Here is a 17,485-nt window from a genome sequence, read left to right as displayed (position 1 = left end):
TCGGCCTTTTGCGCAGGGCAGGGGGCATGTAAGACTCTCCCGCGTAGTGAAGCCCGCGCCGGGGTGCCCGTGGAAAGGTCCGGTGCGGTGAAGGTGGGTAAATCTCCGCCCTTGCCGGGGCAGGAGTGCCGTCTAGCGACCGGCGTCCGGGAGTTACCGCTCCTTGGGCGCCGCCGCTGTTTCAGGGCCTGTACGCCCTAGCCGGATCGCGTGTTGTGCACTTCGCTCCTCGTGTCGTCGGCTGCCGGGCGTGCTGCCCGGCCGGGGACGACGAACATATGGGTGCCCTGCGGCAAGATCCAGACCTTGCTAAAGAACGCTCCACAAGTCGTGCGGGCCCGGTGCGCGGACGCCGTGGCGCCGGTCTTGTGGCCATGCCGACCGCATCCATCGACGTGCGGTGAGAGGCAGGGCAACACGAGCGGGCTCCCGGGGCCGAACGGGCTCAGGTCGGCGACGAGGTGTACGGATCACCCCTCGTTCGCTACGCTGAAACTATCCCAGCGCCGGGAAGTAGGTCAACGGCCTGGGATTTCTTCAGAAGGATCAACCAGGGAGTGGAATGCCGACTCGTCGCTTTGACGGTCGCCGCCTCTATGACGCGCGGCGCGCTGCGCACCGCACGCAGGGCGACGTGGCCGAGGAGCTGGGCGTATCGCCATCGTCGGTCGGCAGCTGGGAGACCGGGCAGTGGCCCCCGGACTCCGAGAAGCTGGCGGCAGTCGCCGCGGCGGTCGGGCGGGATGTGGACGAGCTGTTTCCGCGTCCTGGGCTTCCGGACCTGGCCGACCTGCGCTGCGACGCGGGTATCTACCTCAAGCAGGTGCCGGCGTTGATCGGGACGAAGAGCGCCGGCCCTGTGTCGAACGCAGAGAAGGCCGTCCGCCGGCTCAGTGAGCAGTACGTGGAGCCGCTCGCCAAGGGGTACGGGGTGAGCGTGGAGGCGCTGCTGGCGGCACAGGAGCGATCATTCGGGCAGGAGGCCCCGCCACCCGCCACGGAGGTCCCCAAGTCGTTGGCCGAGAAGATCAGCTATCTGCTCGCGCACTCGTACCAAGGCCCGAAGGCGCAGCCGTCAGACGAGGACCTCGCGCGCCAGGTCAACGAATACGCCGGGGCCCCCATCGCCACCGAGGACAGCATCTGCGCACTGCGGACCGGCGCTGAATCCGAGGCGTCTCCTGCGCTCCGGGAAGGGCTCGCGGCCGTGTTCGGCGTATCGCCGATGTACTTCCAGCCCCACGAGGCCACGGCGCGCCAGGTCGTCGAGGGGCTGCAGCTCCTGGCCTCGGGCAATGTCGGCAAGATGGCGGCGCGCGGCCTGGGCAAGGAAGGGCTCAGCGCCGACCTCCTCGCCTTCATCAACAAGGCCGCCGCCGAGCTGCAGCAGCGGGACCTGCCCGGGGCCGAGGGCCCCAAGCAGTAGTCCTCTCATCCGGCGTGTGGCCGTTTACGCATGGCCGGGGCGGTAGCGGCGGACGCCACCGGTGAAGACAGCCCGGACGTCCTCCAGGGCAGTGAGGTCGGTCAACGGGTCGCCGTCCACGACGAGAATGTCGGCGCTGTAACCGACCTTGATCTGCCCCGTCTGGTCGGCCACGCCCAGGGCATGCGCCGCCTCGCTGGTGGCCATCTCCAGGATGCGGTCGTTGGACACGCCCAGGTGCTCGTAGAACTCCAGCGCGGCGATCAGCCCGTCGTGGCCCGCGCGCTGCACACCCGCGTCGGTGCCTGCGATCAGGCACACGCCGGCGTCGGCCATCTGTCGTACCGCGTCGAACATCGCCTGGGCCTTCTCCTCGCCGAAGAAGCGCGGCAGCATCTTCCAGTGCGGGCTCACCGCCGGGCACACGTGGATGCCCTTCGCGACGATCTTTTCCAGGATGTCGTCGTGGACCTCGATGCCGTCCTCGGTCATCCAGGTGCAGTGCTCGATGGTGTCGACCCCAGCCTCGACGGCCGCTGTGATCCCGTCGACGCCGTGCGCGTGAGCGGCGACGGGCAGCCCGGCGGCGCGGGCCTCATCGACGAGCGCGGCCAGGTCGGCCGGAGCGAACTGGGTCTCGTGGCTCTTGGCGCCGCCCTTGGTGAGCCCACCGCCGGTCTCCATCACCTTGATCACCTGAGCGCCGGCCTCGGCGTTGCGCCGGACCAGCTCGCGGATCTCCTCCTCGCCGGAGACCTCGCCGCCCAGGAACCAGCAGTGCCCCCCGGGCGGGGTCACGGGGATGCCCGCGGAGACGACGCGCGGCCCCGCTGTGGCGCCCCGCTCGATCTCCTTGGCCAGGCGCAGCGCGAGGTGACCGCGGTCGCCCAGATCACGGGCGGTGGTCACGCCGATCCGCACCAGCTGCTCGGCGCGGGATCGCATCCCTTCCAGCAGCGCCTCGTCGTCCTGCTGCTCCAGCGTGGCGACGGGGTCGGCGCCCCCGTCGAAAGCCAGGTGCACATGGGCGTCGATCAGTCCGGGCATCAGCGTGCCGACGGGGTAGTGAAGGCGTGGCTCGTCCGCCGGCACGAGGGCCTCGACCTCTTCCCGGCTGCCGACGGCGGCGATCAGACCGTCCTTGATCAGGACGGCTCCGTCGGTCAGGTACTGGCCACGGTCCCCGGTCAGGACTCGTCCGGCACAGATCAACATGCGTAACTCCTTTGTGCTTAACCGTGGTTCGCGGCCGTCATGACCGACACGTTCCGAGGGGTGGTGGCACGAAGGGCATCCGCCAGCGCCACCAGCTGCTCGACATCGGCATCCGGACCCTGCCGCGAGGGCAGGGCCAGAGGAACCGCAGCCACCGGTTCCACTGTGCCTGATGCGCCGGGTGCACCGGCGGCGAGCACGTCCCGCAGGTTCCGCGCCAGCAGCTCGGGCGGGGCGCCGTCGAAGACCGCGCCCCGGGCGCTCTCCGCCGTCAGGTAGGGGCTGACCTGCACCAGGCCGTCGCGGCACTCCACCACGCGGCGGTGGTAGCGGCGGTGCACGTTCCGGGCGCCCCACCGCTCCCGCCAGGACTTCGCCGTGGGCTGCAGCACACTGTCCGGGTACGCCTCGGCCAGCAGTTCCCACAGGGGTTCCAGTCGGTGGTGGACGCGGCGGTGGCGGTGCCAGATCCGTACTGTTGCGATCCGGGCCCGCGCGATCGGGTAGCTGACGCCGACGACGAACAAGGTGACTGAGATCACGAGCAGCAGGGCCGCAGCGGCGTTGAGGCCCGAGTGGACGGTGCCGCCGAAGCTTCGGATGATCACGAAGGCGGCGCGGATCGCGCAGGCGCAGGCCATGCCGGCCAGTCCGACGGCGGTGATCCACAGCCCCGTGGAGTGCGGCCGGGGAGACAGTCGCGCGTAGCGGCGGGTCCACCAGAACGCAGCCCCGAGCGCGTACATCATGTACAGGCCCGCCAGCAGGTAGAAGCCGGCCGCCTGCGGGACGGTCATGTCGGCCGTGGAGAAGCTCCCGGCCAGGACCTCGTGGCCGCTCGCGACGATGGCCACCAGCGCGGCGATCGCGAGGAAGAGGACGACACGCTCGCGGCGGGCGCGGCGTCGCCCGGTCTGTTCGTCGGCGGCTGAGTGCAGGTAGAAGCACATCAGGAAGAACAGGGTGGCCAGCAGGAGCACGTTCTGCATCAGCTTGGCGGCGCCATGGCCGGCAACCGCGTCCACCCCGGAGGCTCCGCCCGGCATGGCCAGCGGGTACGACGCGGCGGCGCAGACCAGACAGAGGGTCACCGAGCGCAGTGGAGCGTTGCAGGGATCCCGGATCACCTGGCGGATCTTCCAGACGATGGCCGCCGCGAGGGCCGCGAAGAAGAAGATGGTCACCATCACAGCCACCCCCGGTTGCCGCTGAGGGCCGCGTTGATCCGACGGGCCGCGGGGTCCATGGCGACGGCCGGCGTGGTGTGGTCCACCACGGAGGACCACTCCAGGACGATGGTGGCGCCCAGCTCCACCTCACACTCCTCCTCGGAGTCGTACGCGCAGCGCTTGCGCACCCGGCGGATGCTGTCGGCGTTCAGGGCGGGAAGCATGCCGGCCCACCAGCCTTCGGCTGGATCCTCGGGGTCCTCGGTAATGACCTCGTCGTCGTTGGCCAGGATGTGCCCGACCTCGTGCAGGATGATGTGGTCCTGGTGCAGCCGCGTGGTGTGCTGCTGGTAGACGATGAGGTCAGCGGCGGGGGTGTCGACCCACAGGCCCAGAGGGCCGGGCATCGGCATCGGGTAGGGGCGCAGCTCGATGTGCCGGCCCCGCTTGTCGGCCAGCGCACGGCACAGCGCCGTAACGTCCAGCGGCGGCTGGACGTCCAGGGCGCGCAGCTGGTGTCGAAGGCGCCGCTGCAGATCCCGCTCGCCCGTGCCGGGACGCAGAGCACGGCGCGGGCGTAGCCCCCGGGCACGGTCGGCCGCGGCAACCCGCTGGCGGGGCACCTTCAACAAGGGCGACCCCGACTCCGAGAGTAGGCCGCTGTTTCGCCACCACATAGGTCTTCCTCTTGCTCATGCCTCACTGCCGTGCCCGAAGGGTGTGACACGCGGGAGGCGGGTCGTGCTGTGACGCGTAGCGGCTCATGCCTGCGCGAGGAGCAGGCCGTGAAACGGCCCCTGCGACTGCCGCAAGGGGGCGCATCGACACACGTCTTCGTCAAGGGCCCGGACCAGGTCAGGGCATATGAGCCCTGCGCTGCGCGCGACTCGCGATGATCTGCACCGTGTCCTCGACGGTTTCGTTGAACCCGCTGACAGAAGGATTCAAGCCAAACCGCAGAGAGGCAGTCAACGGGTCGCCAATGCCCCATTTTGCTCACGTAAGTGGCGGCGGCTGCCGGAGTCTGTTCGTGTCTGCGTGAATGGGGCAAGTCGCTTGCATGGCAAGCGGAATGAGGCAATCTTGCAGTCCTGCGAGGAGGCTCCTCAGGACTGGTCTAGACCGGCAAATTCGCGGGCGGACGAAAACCGGCAAACATTTGCCGGTTTTGCGGAGCGATCATGGATCGCTGGAGGGGATGCATCATTCGATGCAGGTGCCCTTGAGGGGGTTGACGTGCAGGTTTTACGGCGGCACAAGATCACGTAAGCGCTTTGTGGCCCATGCCACAGCTGGTCAAGATCACTCAGATCTTGCGTATCGTCTTTAGCGGGGAGCAGTAAGGCGGGGGGTCGGCAATCGTGTCGACCTCCTTTTTTGTGCCCAGGAACAGGTGTCTCCCCGGTAGAGCGACAAGGGAGGGCCTCATGACCGCGAAGGAACCGGGATACGACCGCGCCGGTGAAGCGGAAGCGGAGATCTCCTCAGAGGGAAGCGCGAAGCAACTCGCTGGCCAGTTCATGGGGTTCGGCGCCCTGCTACGCCGGTGGCGCCGTGACGCGCGCGTCACGCAGCCCAGGACAGCTAAAGCGCTCGGCATGGGCGAGCGCACCTATCGCAAGATAGAGAAAGGCGCCACGCCACCACGCTTCACTCCCGCGCAGTGCGAATCACTGGCGAACCTGCTCGGGCTGGACCGCGACGAGCGTCACGCGCTGTTGTTGTACAACATCGGCTCGGCCCTGATACCACCGCGTGGTGCCGGCCAGCCAGAGCTGCAGAAAGCTCTGCGGCTGCTCATCGACCGGCAGATGCCCAGCCCTGCCTACCTGTGCGACCAGCACTGGAACATCCTCGGATTCAACACCGCCATGGCCGAATGGTGGCCCTGGGTGATGGAGCCGGGAGCCAACCTCATCCTGTGGGCCCTGCTGTCGCCTGAGGCGCGTACGCAGTACCAGGACTGGGATCTGCACGCCTCGGCCTACGTGAAGATACTCAAGTTCGCCGAGGCCACACGGCGGCACGACCCCGAACTGCGCGAACTGATCGAGAAGGTCAAGAAGGACCCGGACGTCCGCCACCTCTGGGAAACCGAGAAGGACATGGGCGAGACCCGCGACGGCCACGTCTTCCGAATGAACATACCGACGCTGGATTGGGAGACGGTCGAAGTCGTCAGCCACGTTCTGTACCCGGCATCCATGCCTGAGTGCCGGTTCGTGGTGATCACCTGGGTCGAGGGCGGCGAGGACGAGCACGACGCACTCGGAGGCGCCCGGAACGCCTGGGCCGCCACGGCGTCCGACCAGCACGACGTCGAAGCAGCGCAGTGGCACACGCAGAATCGGGTGGCGGAGGACGCGGCCACCCGCTGGAGGCGGGAGGCCGCGGCCCTCTCATCGCGCATGGTCGTAGCGACTCCGGGAGAGGCCGCAGCGCTGGCCGGGAGCAACGGCGTCCCGATACCGGCGATCAGCAAGCTCATGGGCCCCGACGCGCAGCTGACGCTCGCGCCCGACCAGCGCACCGTTGTCTGGGCAGTCGAGGAGGCGACCGGCTGCTGGTCCGTCACGCACGTACAGCCGGCCACCGTCATCGCCCGCGTACCGCGGGAAGCCGTACACGGAACGTGCCTTGCTGAAGTGCTCCAGCTCGTACGCGCGGCGCTGCCGGCCGAGCCGAACGCGGCCACCACACGCATCGGACAGCTCCTCCAGGAACGCGACACCGAGCAGCGAGTGCTGCGTGAAGTCCTGCACAAGATCGAAAATGGTGACGACGGCTGGTCTGTAACCCGGGAGACAAGCCAGTCCTAGACCATCAGAAGCCCTCGGGAAGCCGCCGACCGTGCTGCTCCCCAACGTGCACCCTCCGAAGCCACCCGCCTTCTGCCAGGAAGAACCTCATGCCCACGTTCACTTACTCCCTCCCGCTGCGCTGGGCCGACGCCGACAGCTACGGGCACGTCAACAACAGCCGCTACCTGACGTACCTCGAAGAAGCACGTACGAGGATGGTGCAGGAACTGCTGCCGACGGACGAGGCCGAGCGACGACGGCACGCCTTCGTGGTCCAGCAGTCCGTCATCGACTACAAGACGCCACTGGACTACCGCGATGAGCCCGTACACGTGGATGTCTGGGTCGTCACCTGTCGAGGCGCGCGGCTCGAGCTGGCGTACACGATCAGGGACGGCGAGCACACGTACGCCGAGGCCACCACGAAAATGGCCGCCTACAACCTGGAAACGGGCGCTCCGCGCCGCATCTCAGAGGCCGAGAGCGAATTCTTCGCGCGCTACAAGGCGGTGTGATCAGTTTCGCGCCCTACGACGCGGCGACGCAGATCAGCTACGTCCCGCCAAGGCCCGATGCTCACTGACACGGCCGAGGCGTGCCGCGCCTTCGCCCGGTCGGCACGTTGAACATGGAACGACGGCCGCGCCCGACCCGGTAGCGGTCGGGCGCGGCCGTCGACGGAAGTCGTCAACTGGCGTTGCTGGAGTGGCCGGGGCCTCGGCCACCGGGACGTCGCGCGACGCGCCACCTTGTCTGGAAGCCCGGCCGGTCGGCGTACTTGCACGCCACGATCCGGACGGCCTCGTAGAAGGATGTTCGCCCCGAGTGCGCCCATGCAATCTCCTTCGCACCAGTGCTCGTGGTACGACAGAGCGCGGCGCCTGGCCTGGATCGTTGTCCTGCACTCAGGCGTCGCCGCCCGCTTCTCTCCGAGGACGATGTGCCTCCAGTCCTCTGACAACAGGATTGCGTCGTCGACGGTCGTCGTCTCGCTGGGGGTGTTTCACCGAGCAGCACGGTCTCGTCGGCGTCGAGGTTTGCCGCGACGAAGTCCAGCAGTGCGTCCATGAGGACCCCTGTGTCACGTGAGTGGATGGGCCGCAGAATAACGATCCGGGTCGCTCAGTAGGAGTTGCAGCCAGGACATCTCGTCCTCCCTAGTGCAGTCGGAACGTTAAGCCCGGCGGCGGAAGCGTCTATCAGCCGATCACAGTCTCGGACGCCGAGAGGATCATGTCGAGCTGGAACCCGGCCGTACGGGCGAGGGAGATCGGCTCGGGCCGCAGCGCGGTCTCGGTAGCGGCGAGCCAGCGCACGAAGTGGGCGTCGATCTCGTCCCGTGCTGCTTTGAGCGCCGGGTCGGCACCGCGGGCCAGCTCGGCGTCGAGGGCGCGCAGCAGCATACCGGCTCCGCGTAGTGGGCCGAGGTGAGCGAGGTCCTGGCCGGCGCCCGCTTCGGGGTTGTTCCGGTAGGCGGCGGCCATCAGGGCGTGGATGCCGAGCCGGTCGATGATGGCGGGCAGGTACGGGTCGTTCTCGCGTTCCGGCAGGAGCGCAGCGACGGGTGCGAGTACTGCTGCCGTGGTCTCTAGGTGACGGGCGGCATCCGCGGCAGGGAACTGGTGCGGCTGGCTCGTCCACATCGGCATCTCGGTCGCGAAGGCCAGGGTGGCGCCCCGGTCACGTGCGTGGTGCACGCTGCTGTTGCCGAACGTCCGACGGCCGCTGCCGGGAGCGGGCAGCATCTGCTCGATGGGCTTGAAGGCGTGGACTCCGGGGCCTGGCGACTCGAGGCCGAGCGCGTCCGACGGCTCGACCTCCACCCGCAGTGCGTGCCGAGCGGAAGCCTGTTCCAGGATCGGCACGAGTGCCGCATATGGTTCGGCCGCCAGGCAGAACGTCCCGCCCGTTTCGCTGTTGTGGAGGCTGACCAGGCAGTCTGGAGCGGCCCGGTCGATGGCATCGGCAACGGCCTGCCCTTCGGGCAGCACCCCGTCGAAGCCCGTGCGGGGCAGAGTCCACTCGGGCTGGTCGGCCTGAGCCTGGCGGAAGAACCCACGGTGGAACGACTCCAGTGTCGGATCGCGGGCCTTCCACCAAGCCTCGTTGAGGCGCGCGCCATCGGGGTCGATGCACGGCAGGATGTACCAGGAGCAGCGCCGGGCCTCCGGGACGGTCACGACGTACCGCGCGAGCGCCCACACTGTCGCCAGAGCTACCGGCTCGTTGCAGTGCGGGCCGCAGATGACCTGGATGGTCGGCCCGTCGCCGGGGGCGATCAGCATGGTCAGGTCGTCGCCGCGCCGGGACTTCCCGATCGTCACGAGCTCGCAGACGTCCGCGTGCGCTCGGGCCAGGGCGGCGACCTCGGCATACAGCTCGTCGACGGTAGGTGGACGGTCGCCGAGGTAGGAGTGCGCACGGCTCATGGGATCCTCCAAGGGGAGCGGGGCGGTCGCCGTGAGTTTCGTGGACCGGCATGATCCGTGACCCTGGAGTTGCGGATAGTTGCGCCGAATTCTGCTGTGATTCCCGTAGGTTGCCGAGACTTGCACCCAAACCGCCTGCCGAAGCGGGAAGTTGCCAGGTCTTGCGCGCAAGTAGCAGTGGCGTCCCGCACCGCGGTGGACGAGGGGCAGAACGGGAATGCCGGTACGGGGAGCGCCGCGCTCTGGCAGCATTGCGGCATGACTCCTTGGGGGACGGTGCTCCTGGTTGCAGCGGCGGCGATAGCGGGCGGCCTGACCACTGCATGGTTCGCCAGGCCCATTAAGGTCAAGACGCCCACGGGCGCACAGCCGCTTGCGGCGGGCGCACAGCCACTTGTGGCGGCCCTCCTAGCGCTGAGGATTGACGCTGCGAGAGACCAGCGGCAGCGGGACGAACGCCGGCCGGCCTACCTTGAGTTCCTTGTACGCGTGGATGCCGCGCTCGGCACCATCGGCGTACCGGCGGTGGAGGACCGGAGGGCGGTCGCCGGCGCCTTGGGCGTCCTGGAGCTGGTCGGTCCCGCTGACGTCGTCGAGGCTGCTCGCCACCTTGCCTCGCTCGCTCAACGTGCTGGCGGCAGCCCGTCCAACGAGGTGGAGCAGGCGAGGACCGCGTTCCTCTCCTCGGCTCGCGCCGCCCTGGACTCTTCTGCCGACGTGTTCTCGGCGGATGCGGTCACGAACCCGGTGGGCATGACGGGGCCTTGAGCGTGCCGTCGCGCCGGTACGGCCAGCTTAGGTCCCCGCATGCCTGAAGCTGGTCGGCATCGAGGTCCTCAGTACCCTCGACGTCGTCGAGGTCGACCACGTACCCGGCTGGCCCTTCTGTCGTTTCGTTCTCGTCGTTGAAGAACCATCCCGAGTCCCGTACGTACCCGCGTTGTCCTACGAAGGGCCCGGCGGTGACCTCGACACGGGCGTGCGTGTGGTGTCCACCGCGCTCGGCGGTAATCGTCGTCTGGATGACGCTAGCTGCCCAAGGTGTGCAGATTTTCAGGGCCGGGTCGGGTAGACCGCGCCCGATTCCCCGGGTCAGCCCGCCCCACCGCGGTTCCGGAGTGTCCGGCGCCCAGCTGGTCACCTCGCGCTGCGCCTGGCCCACGGACACAGGGCTGAAGCCATTCGTTGGGGCGTGGGGGTCCCAAGTTCGGGTTAGCCAGCGCCACGTCTCGGCCACCGGATCGCCTGCTGCGGCCGTGCGTGCGAGGTTGTGGCCGGCCCTTGGCAGCACCTCGTTGGCCAGCGCCTCGACGCGCCGGTCATCGTGCAGCTGCCAGAGCACCGCGTTCCAGGTGATCGATTCGATCGGCTGTCCGTCGCGCACATGTTTGGCGTAGAGCACGATCGCGATGATGTTGCGCATCGCGACGCCATCCCAGCAGTTCTCGGCCATGTCGTTTGGGCGCGCAGCGGTGGTTGCCGCCGTGGAACGGCGGACAGCCTCCGCCCATGGTCCGGCGTCTGCCGCTTTCCGACTGCTCATGGATGGCTCCGGTTTCCCCTGTCTGAGCTAGAAGATGTGCTTGCCCATCTTCCCTGTCATTTCAGCGAGTTCGAGGATGGCCCTCCCGCGATCTGGCACCACCTCGGGCTGGTCGTACAGGCGGGCGACGAGGGCGGCCATCGCGTGCACCGCGGCAACGGGATGCTGAAATGCCATCCAATCAGGGCCTGCGCCAGGCGATGCTGCCCGCCCACGCCGAGGGGAACCGAACCGTCTCGATCTGCTGCAGGAGGTCGTCATCCACCGGCTCACGGTATCGGTATCACGAATCTCGGATCATAAGTTCGACTGGATCGGGTGCGTGGCACGCTCGGATTCCACGTCGCGAACTGACCGTCCAGCAGGGTCTGGAACTGGAACGCTCCCGTGCGTGCTCGGGCCCGTCGTGCGTGGACTGCCGCCGGGCGCTGCTCTGATGCTGCGGGGCGACCAGCTCCTCCACGAAGTCTGCTGTGACGGGCCGCTCGGGCTCGGAGTGCGTGACAGGCAAGAGCGATGTGCTCCGGTCAGGCCGGAGAAGTGGCATTCTCATGGAGGGTCAGGAGGAGACCGGCCACGCTCCCGGCCTCGGTAATCCGCCCGGAGTGCGCCGCTGATTTCGCGTCTCCCAGGGGCCACCACTCCGCCGTCATGCCGACCTCGGTCACGTCGCAGCGGACGTTGCTCACATCCGCAGCAGTAAAGCCCGTTGCCACAAAAAGGTGCAGGCGAGCGGAACTGACTCCAGGCAACGGGTCCAGCGTGGCCAACTGGACGATCCGGTCGGCCACGAGCCCGGTCTCCTCCGCGAGCTCTCGTCGGGCCGCCTTCGCGGGGTCCTCTCCGTCGGTGCCGCCGCCGGGTAGGTGGATCATCCGGCGTCCTTGGAGGTAGAAGTCGTCTTCGACGAGCAGTACACGTCCCCGGCCGTCCAGGGCCACAACCCTGACCGTGTCGTGGACGAGGACGTGTTCGTAGGTGGCGGTGCTTCCGTCCGGCCGTATGACGTCGTCCCTCTGCAAGGACAGGAACGGTCCCCGGTGCAGTTGCTCGCTGCCGAGCTTCCTCCAGCCGCCCACTACTCAGCAGCCCCGTCGCGCAGGCGACCTATCAGCCGGCGATAGAGGGGTGGGCAGTACGCGCCGTCCTTGTGCAGCCTTTCCAGGTCCTCGAGCATCCGGTCCGCCCACTTCTTCCCTCACCTAGGATCTCCCCTGCGGCGCAACTCAGCCCGGGCGCCGACGAAACCGCCGTGGACTGAGCCTACGGGCGCCCGGTTCTTGAGCGGGGGCTCGTGTTCGGTTTCGCTGAGATCTGACCGAATCCAATTACCTTGACTGCGACACTCGGCGGCAGGAGGCGAAATGAACCTTGACGACGGTCGGGCGGATGACGTGCGGCATTCAAGGTGGCGGGCGCAGTGGGTGATCTGCACTACACCCCCGGTGAGCCTGTGGGGGGTGCCGAGCGAGCCCGGGTATGCGGCTGTGCAGGCAGTCCATCACAGCCAGAAACTGTATGAAGCGTTGACCGACCTGGCTGCCGCTCCGATCTCGGCCGGGCTGCGGAGCATGGTGGTGGAGGCAACCGCTGCAGTCGAGGGACTGCGTGCCCTACGCCTGAATTGGATGGAGCACTGGGCCCAGAGCCAAGGGAGCGGCCCGCCGCCGGGCACCGTCCCACCGGCCGACGTCAACTCCTACCGTCAGATGAGTGCCGAGTTCCCGCAGCCGTCCACCGTCACCACATGGGCTCTGGCTGAACAAGCCGAGCAAGCGATGATCGAGGCGCTGCCCGTTCTTGACCGTCTCCAGCAGGAATTGGCCGTCCATACAGGGCAATCCCTGCGTCCTGGACAACGCTCGAATCCAGACGCTGATCGGTGATCTCAAGATGGATCACCTGAACGGGGACTTTGGCCAGGTCGGCATCCCTCCCTGTCCGAACGGAGCCGGGGACGACTTGCAGCGAGGCATCCCGCTGCCCGTTCCTGCGAAGGTCATTTCCTGGCGGGGAACGCCTCGTCGAGGGTGGGGACGACGAGGTGGCCGGACGTCAGCGCCTTCCGAACGCGGTCGACGGGCAGGTACCGCCCCTGCTGGATCACCGGCGTGATCCTTTCGATCGGGCCGATCTCGGTGAGGTAGAAGACGGTCCACGGCTTCCCGGAGGCGTTCAGCGTTTCGCCGTCGCGCACGATGCTCTGGGTCGCCGCAGCCGTGTCCCGGGTTCCGGGGACCTGCTGGTGGATGGTCTCCACCGCGGTCACATCGAAGACCTTGCCCTGGCCGCCCGGCCGGTACATCACCAGGAGCTGGGGGCGGGCGAGGCCCACGTGACTGCTGCTGAGCGGGCAGAGATAGACGCCGTGCCTGGCGAGTTCCTCCTCGGCCAGTTCGTTCGCGGGTACGACCACCGCGTGCTCGTGAAGCGTCCGGAACCAGCCCATCGCGGGCTCCTCCTCCCAGACGAACTTCCCGCGGTTGCGGTGCGTCGGGTCCGCGATGAGTCCGCGGCTGGCCATCAGCTCGATGCTGCGCGGTTCACGCCCCACCATCGAGGCGAAGTCGGACCGGGTGAGGACCTCCGGCAGGCTCTCAAACCTCGACATACAACTGCCCTCCGGCATCGCGACATTCGGGTTCCGGGAACCCTTTTGGTCGCCACCATAGAGGATTCAAGAAACGAGCATACGAATTTCGGAAATCTCATCCGGGCGGGGCGGTGCCGGCTCAACCGGAGGGCTCGGCCTCGGTCTGGTCGGCGACCACCCCGGACAGTGCGGCCCGTGGAGCTCAGGGAGGCATCGTCCGGTGTTTGCCGCATCCGCGGGAGAACGGCAGCGGTTCCGATCACAGACGTTTCGTGAACGCTCCGCGTGACAGGGGCTGCGGGCAGCACTACCGTCCGGTGCGGAAGCTGACCAGACGACAGGAGAACGGCGTTGGAGAACTTCTTCGTCCCCAAGAAGATCTGGCAGGGCGGAGGCCCCTTCCCGCACGCCCTCGTGCTGCTGAGCGAGTACCCGGAATTCCGCGAGTACGCCCGTGCCCACCACGAGCTGCTCTCCGAGTACGGCGACAAGCTCGGCGTGATCCCCGAGCAGTGGCTGCACTCCACGGTCCAGGGCATCCATCACACGATCAACGACGACCAACTGGACCAGCTCCGCGACACCCTGCGCACCGAGATGGCCGGCATGAAGCCGTTCCAGGTCCAGCTCGGCCCAGTATGGCCCGGCGTCACCGCGGTCACCGTCGCCGTCTACCCGGAGGACGGCATGGCCGAGCTCAACGGCCGCGTCCGCACCGCGATGGAGAAGGTCCCCGGCATCACGTTGAGGGCCCGGGAGCTGCGGTTTTGGGCTCATTCGTCGCTAGCGTACGTGCGTGAGGACTTCTCTGACCGAGAGCTCAACCGGGCACTGCGTGCGCTGCGGCCCCCTCGGGTGGATGTCACCATCGACCGCGTCCACCTCGTCAATCAGTACCAACGCCCCGACCTTGGCTATTACACGTGGGACGTGGTCGAAGAGGTCCAACTTGATTAAGTCCCGGAGGCGTTGTCGACGTCTGCGGCGGATCGGGTTGCGGATCGAGCGGCGACTGCGGCAGCGTACGTCATCCAGTCTCCGCCGCTCGCGCGTTGCCAGGTGACGGTCACGCCGACGTGAACGCCGAGCATCTTTGCCAACTGCCCGGCGGGAAGTTCCTGGGCGGGCGCGAACAACGCCGTGCTGCGGCCCTGGCGCGACTTGACGCCCGCCCTGCGAAGCCGTCGCAGCAGTTGCGACTCGTGGATGGGCCGGCCTACTGAGCGGCCCGGGAAGAGCCAGTTGCCTTCGTGTCGGATCAGGGTGTCGGTGTCCCGTGACGCTCCCAGGTCGAGCATGAAGCGGTCCAGGGGCGCCGGCAGTTGGATGGGCTGGTCGCCCAGGTGGAGCAGGATGTGGTCGGCGTCCTGCGTGACGCGGTCGGTAGTCAGGCGATGGATGCTGCTGGCTGTCTGCGCGTATAGCAGCACGAGAAGACCGGCGACGCGGTCCGCTGTGGCGATGGACTCGTCGTTCAGTAGCCGCCGGGCGACGGCCCAACGTTCGTCCTGGCCGTGCGGGCCGGCCGGGCCCGTCCAGCGGATCGCCGGGGCCTTGATCACCTGAACAACGCCCCCTGTCGCACCCCGATGCCACAGGCGGTCGTTGACACGTCCGAAGCCACCCGCCCTCGGGTCTGCTCGTCGTGTCCGCTCCGCCCGCGTGTCCCCGCTTCCGGTCTCCGGCCTCCGGTCCGCGGCCGGCCCGCCGCCTCCCGCCCCCGCGTTCGCGCCGCATCGCCGTTGCTCTGGCCGCGGCCTGCCGGCCCCCGCGCTGTCCCGTCGCCGTCGTGCCTCTGGTTGGTGGCTGGGGCGCGGCCGCGCCTGCGGTGTCCGTGCCTGTTTCTGCAGCCGCAGGCCGCCTGCTGTGACGCCGTGGTCGGATCCGCTGGGTCCACATGGTGTCGCACCACAGCTGTACCCTGCGGGTGTTCGATGCCCTCGAAGCGGAGGGGCAAGGCCCGCCAGAGGTGCCATCCGGCCAGACGTGGCCGATCTGCGACTTCACCCGCGAACACGGGCAACACCCGCTGACAATCGTGGCGTTGGCACCGACACGGGAGGAACCTTGACCGACCTGCACGAGCCGCTGGATCCGCTGGAGAGCTACCCCGACGAATTGCCGCCACCGCGCCAGCGAGGCGACGTGAACATGGTGGGCCTGCTCAGTGTCGCCGACGACCTCGCCCGCAACCTGGCGGCGCTGAAGAGCCGGCTGCAGCCTTACGACCCGAAGACCTCGCTCGTGAGCCCCGAGACAGCGCGCGAGAACATGGAGAAGGAAGTCGACCGGCTCCTGGGCACGGCCGTCTATCTCCAACGTCACGCCCACGCCGCGCTGCTCGGGCGGTGCGTCCTGGGTGCAGACTCCAAAGAGGACTGCTCCGCGGAGGGCGCGGGCCTCCAGCTCAACGTCTGGGACGACACCACACGCCGGGACATCGTCGAGGACGGCACCACCGGGTGCGTCGCCCACACCGTCGAAGCCGCCCGCCGGGCCATGGCCGACCCCGCCAGCGGCAAGATTCTGCTCGCCTTCGTCCGCAATGACGAAGGCACCGCCGTCTCCCGCGCCCTCGGACTGGGACCGGACGACACCGCGCAGTTCCTCAACCGCGGACTGACCCTGCGCCCGGAACACCGCGTCTCCTGACCCCGCCGCCCCAGCACACCGCATTGGAGCGCCACGTTGACCTTCGAGCCAGTCGACCTGAACCTGACCGACCCGACCACGGGGTACCTGCACTTCGTCCTCTACACCGAGGCCCGCCTTGGGATCGCTTCGTCGTCGCTGAACGCCCAACTGGACATCGAGGCATCCCAGACCGTGACACCTCACTTCCAGGAGTGGCTGAGCAGGCTGGAGCGTTGCGAGCCGAACGCGATGCACTGCACGCTCGTGGAGTCGTCGAAGATTCCGTCGCTGTTCCACCCGTGCGTCACGGAGGACAAGAACAGTCCGTCGGCCGCACGCGGATCGGGCTGTACCTGCCGCCGGGCCTTCTACGACCCCGCGTTCGGACTGCCCGTCGTGGGTGAGCACTTCAAGCACGTAGGCGGCGGTGGCACCGACCAGTGGAGCTACACGACATACGCCCCGCTCGAGCTGCGCCCCGACGACATCTTTAGTAGCTTCATCACCGGCCGCGGTCTGTTCTGGGCCCGGACCGACAAGGGGCTCCTGGCGATCCTGCCGCAGAAGCAGGCCGTCGAATACAACATCGGCTACAGCGGCGGCGGCCCGCACGCTCTGGCCGCCTACCTCACCCAGATCGCCCGCAACGACGGCGGAACCACTCCCGCCGGCACCCCGTACGAGGATGCGCACCCGGCGATCATCGCCTGGACCCAGAGCGGCGCGGCCGATCGCGGAACGAACGAGCTGACGCTGAGCGACCTCCAGGCGATGCTGCAGAGCTGAGCGTCGCCACCCGCTGTCGCTCCGCGGACCAGCCGACAGTGAGGCGTCTTCGGTGGATGAGATCGCCGCCGCGCAGGGGTGCGACCCGCACGAGTTACTGGGCCGCGACCATCCGCCGGCCGTGGGGGACAGACTGGCCGTGCGCAGGTGAGGCGCCGGCGCCGGTGCTCACCGAAGGGGGAGCGAGAGCACGGGATTCCAGCGGTAGGCGCCAAGTTCACGGCGCAGCTCAACGAGCTGAACGCGATCTACGACGATGGTCACTGGGGGGGTGGTGCGCAGCGGTGCGAGGGCGTCGCGCACGGGGCGGGACGCCTGGGCCTGGGAGGAATAGGCGATGCCGATGTGGGGGCGCAGACGGCTGGTGGGTGCGAGGGGGGAGTGCCCGCTCGTGGCCGTGGCCAGGGAGAGATGTTCGTGCAGCGCCAGGAGCGGTGTCCAGGGCGCGACGCTGTAGCGTACTGCGCCGCGTGAGGCCGTGATGGGCGCGGCCTCCAGTTCGAAGAGCGCGGGTATGCGGTGCTGCGCGCGGCGGGCGAGGCGTTCCAGCGCGGACTGGTTCACGTCGCGTGTCAGGCCCACTCTGCCGAGGGTGAGGTGGAGGCCGTCGTCGTCGATCAGGTCAAACGGTAGGTGCTTGATGGCCTGTCGGCACTGATCGAGCTGCTCTCCGAACGCGTCAGCCTGGAAGGTCAGCATCCAGTAGTAGGCGCGGGTCGTCGGGGACCAGCCTGGGCGGTCCCAGTGGTTCGTCATCGCCTCGAGCTGGCAGAAGGCCGCCCAGTCGTGACTCGCCACGCTTTCCAGGTCGTCGGGGTAGGGAGGCGGCATCGCAGGGAATGACTTCGCGTGTGGCTCAGGCCGGATCACGAGCACCCCTTCGTCGGCG

The 17,485-nt window shown here is 68.2% G+C and carries 19 protein-coding genes; 8 read left to right on the top strand and 11 right to left on the bottom strand.

Annotation, left to right across the window (positions count from 1 at the left end):
* The first annotated feature begins 562 nt into the window (after positions 1–562).
* Positions 563–1,426 (top strand): helix-turn-helix domain-containing protein, encoded by an 864-nt coding sequence (locus ACZ4E1_RS29610; RefSeq protein ID WP_467545147.1) that lies wholly within the window; start codon positions 563–565, stop codon positions 1,424–1,426.
* Between the two features lie 24 nt (positions 1,427–1,450).
* Here the strand turns inward: ACZ4E1_RS29610 and ACZ4E1_RS29605 are convergent, their stop codons facing one another.
* The 3 genes from ACZ4E1_RS29605 to ACZ4E1_RS29595 are packed head-to-tail and all read right to left on the bottom strand — an operon-like array spanning position 1,451 to position 4,433.
* The gene (locus ACZ4E1_RS29605) at positions 1,451–2,641 is read right to left on the bottom strand and encodes an amidohydrolase family protein (RefSeq protein ID WP_467545145.1); all 1,191 of its coding nucleotides are present in this window, start codon (positions 2,639–2,641) and stop codon (positions 1,451–1,453) included.
* A 17-nt stretch (positions 2,642–2,658) separates the two neighbouring features.
* On the bottom strand, positions 2,659–3,828 hold the full coding sequence (locus ACZ4E1_RS29600; protein WP_467545143.1) for an MAB_1171c family putative transporter: 1,170 nt from the start codon (positions 3,826–3,828) through the stop codon (positions 2,659–2,661).
* On the bottom strand, positions 3,828–4,433 hold the full coding sequence (locus ACZ4E1_RS29595) for a hypothetical protein (RefSeq protein ID WP_467545334.1): 606 nt from the start codon (positions 4,431–4,433) through the stop codon (positions 3,828–3,830). Before ACZ4E1_RS29595 ends, ACZ4E1_RS29600 begins: the two co-directional genes overlap by 1 nt.
* Before the next feature lie 804 nt (positions 4,434–5,237).
* Between ACZ4E1_RS29595 and ACZ4E1_RS29590 the strand changes: the two genes are divergently transcribed.
* Together ACZ4E1_RS29590 and ACZ4E1_RS29585 are read left to right on the top strand one after the other, a co-directional pair.
* Positions 5,238–6,629: a helix-turn-helix transcriptional regulator gene (locus tag ACZ4E1_RS29590; protein ID WP_467545140.1), complete on the top strand. Its 1,392-nt coding sequence runs from the start codon at positions 5,238–5,240 to the stop codon at positions 6,627–6,629.
* Between the two features lie 89 nt (positions 6,630–6,718).
* The gene (locus tag ACZ4E1_RS29585) at positions 6,719–7,126 is read left to right on the top strand and encodes an acyl-CoA thioesterase (RefSeq protein WP_467545137.1); all 408 of its coding nucleotides are present in this window, start codon (positions 6,719–6,721) and stop codon (positions 7,124–7,126) included.
* A gap of 172 nt (positions 7,127–7,298) precedes the next feature.
* On the opposite strand, the gene ACZ4E1_RS29580 is transcribed toward ACZ4E1_RS29585, so the two are convergent.
* The gene (locus ACZ4E1_RS29580) at positions 7,299–7,679 is read right to left on the bottom strand and encodes a DUF6221 family protein (protein ID WP_467545135.1); all 381 of its coding nucleotides are present in this window, start codon (positions 7,677–7,679) and stop codon (positions 7,299–7,301) included.
* 131 nt (positions 7,680–7,810) lie between these two features.
* Positions 7,811–9,040 carry a M14 family zinc carboxypeptidase gene (locus ACZ4E1_RS29575; RefSeq protein ID WP_467545132.1) on the bottom strand — a complete coding sequence of 410 codons (1,230 nt, stop codon included), beginning with the start codon at positions 9,038–9,040 and terminating at the stop codon, positions 7,811–7,813.
* Between the two features lie 258 nt (positions 9,041–9,298).
* On the opposite strand from ACZ4E1_RS29575, the gene ACZ4E1_RS29570 reads away from it, so the two are divergent.
* Complete coding sequence (locus ACZ4E1_RS29570) at positions 9,299–9,808, top strand: hypothetical protein (protein WP_467545128.1); 510 nt, start codon at positions 9,299–9,301, stop codon at positions 9,806–9,808.
* On the opposite strand, the gene ACZ4E1_RS29565 is transcribed toward ACZ4E1_RS29570, so the two are convergent.
* The 3 genes from ACZ4E1_RS29565 to ACZ4E1_RS29555 form a co-directional block, all read right to left on the bottom strand.
* Positions 9,777–10,463, bottom strand: a complete 687-nt coding sequence (locus tag ACZ4E1_RS29565) for a hypothetical protein (RefSeq protein WP_467545125.1) — start codon at positions 10,461–10,463, stop codon at positions 9,777–9,779. The two genes, ACZ4E1_RS29570 and ACZ4E1_RS29565, sit on opposite strands and share 32 nt — an antisense overlap.
* A gap of 147 nt (positions 10,464–10,610) precedes the next feature.
* Positions 10,611–10,760, bottom strand: coding sequence for a hypothetical protein (locus ACZ4E1_RS29560; RefSeq protein ID WP_467545121.1), 150 nt, complete (start codon positions 10,758–10,760; stop codon positions 10,611–10,613).
* A 350-nt stretch (positions 10,761–11,110) separates the two neighbouring features.
* Complete coding sequence (locus tag ACZ4E1_RS29555) at positions 11,111–11,605, bottom strand: NUDIX domain-containing protein (RefSeq protein WP_467545119.1); 495 nt, start codon at positions 11,603–11,605, stop codon at positions 11,111–11,113.
* 342 nt (positions 11,606–11,947) lie between these two features.
* Here ACZ4E1_RS29555 and ACZ4E1_RS29550 point away from each other — a divergent pair, with 342 nt between their 5' ends.
* Complete coding sequence (locus ACZ4E1_RS29550; protein ID WP_467545117.1) at positions 11,948–12,469, top strand: hypothetical protein; 522 nt, start codon at positions 11,948–11,950, stop codon at positions 12,467–12,469.
* A 113-nt stretch (positions 12,470–12,582) separates the two neighbouring features.
* On the opposite strand, the gene ACZ4E1_RS29545 is transcribed toward ACZ4E1_RS29550, so the two are convergent.
* Positions 12,583–13,194, bottom strand: a complete 612-nt coding sequence (locus ACZ4E1_RS29545) for a hypothetical protein (protein WP_467545115.1) — start codon at positions 13,192–13,194, stop codon at positions 12,583–12,585.
* Between the two features lie 333 nt (positions 13,195–13,527).
* On the opposite strand from ACZ4E1_RS29545, the gene ACZ4E1_RS29540 reads away from it, so the two are divergent.
* Entirely contained in the window at positions 13,528–14,133 is a 606-nt protein-coding gene (locus ACZ4E1_RS29540; RefSeq protein WP_467545113.1) for a 2'-5' RNA ligase family protein, read from the top strand.
* Here the strand turns inward: ACZ4E1_RS29540 and ACZ4E1_RS29535 are convergent.
* Positions 14,130–14,738: a hypothetical protein gene (locus ACZ4E1_RS29535; protein ID WP_467545110.1), complete on the bottom strand. Its 609-nt coding sequence runs from the start codon at positions 14,736–14,738 to the stop codon at positions 14,130–14,132. The genes ACZ4E1_RS29540 and ACZ4E1_RS29535 overlap by 4 nt on opposite strands.
* A gap of 505 nt (positions 14,739–15,243) precedes the next feature.
* Between ACZ4E1_RS29535 and ACZ4E1_RS29530 the strand changes: the two genes are divergently transcribed.
* Both ACZ4E1_RS29530 and ACZ4E1_RS29525 read left to right on the top strand, forming a co-directional pair.
* Positions 15,244–15,828, top strand: coding sequence for a hypothetical protein (locus ACZ4E1_RS29530; RefSeq protein ID WP_467545107.1), 585 nt, complete (start codon positions 15,244–15,246; stop codon positions 15,826–15,828).
* A gap of 36 nt (positions 15,829–15,864) precedes the next feature.
* Complete coding sequence (locus ACZ4E1_RS29525) at positions 15,865–16,596, top strand: hypothetical protein (protein WP_467545103.1); 732 nt, start codon at positions 15,865–15,867, stop codon at positions 16,594–16,596.
* Positions 16,597–16,764: 168 nt separating this feature from the next.
* Here the strand turns inward: ACZ4E1_RS29525 and ACZ4E1_RS29520 are convergent, their stop codons facing one another.
* Positions 16,765–17,427: a 2'-5' RNA ligase family protein gene (locus ACZ4E1_RS29520; RefSeq protein WP_467545101.1), complete on the bottom strand. Its 663-nt coding sequence runs from the start codon at positions 17,425–17,427 to the stop codon at positions 16,765–16,767.
* Between the last annotated feature and the right edge of the window lie 58 nt (positions 17,428–17,485).

The organism is Streptomyces sp. NPDC025806 (genome assembly GCF_055558275.1).
This window is presented reverse-complemented; position numbering and strand designations above follow the sequence as displayed.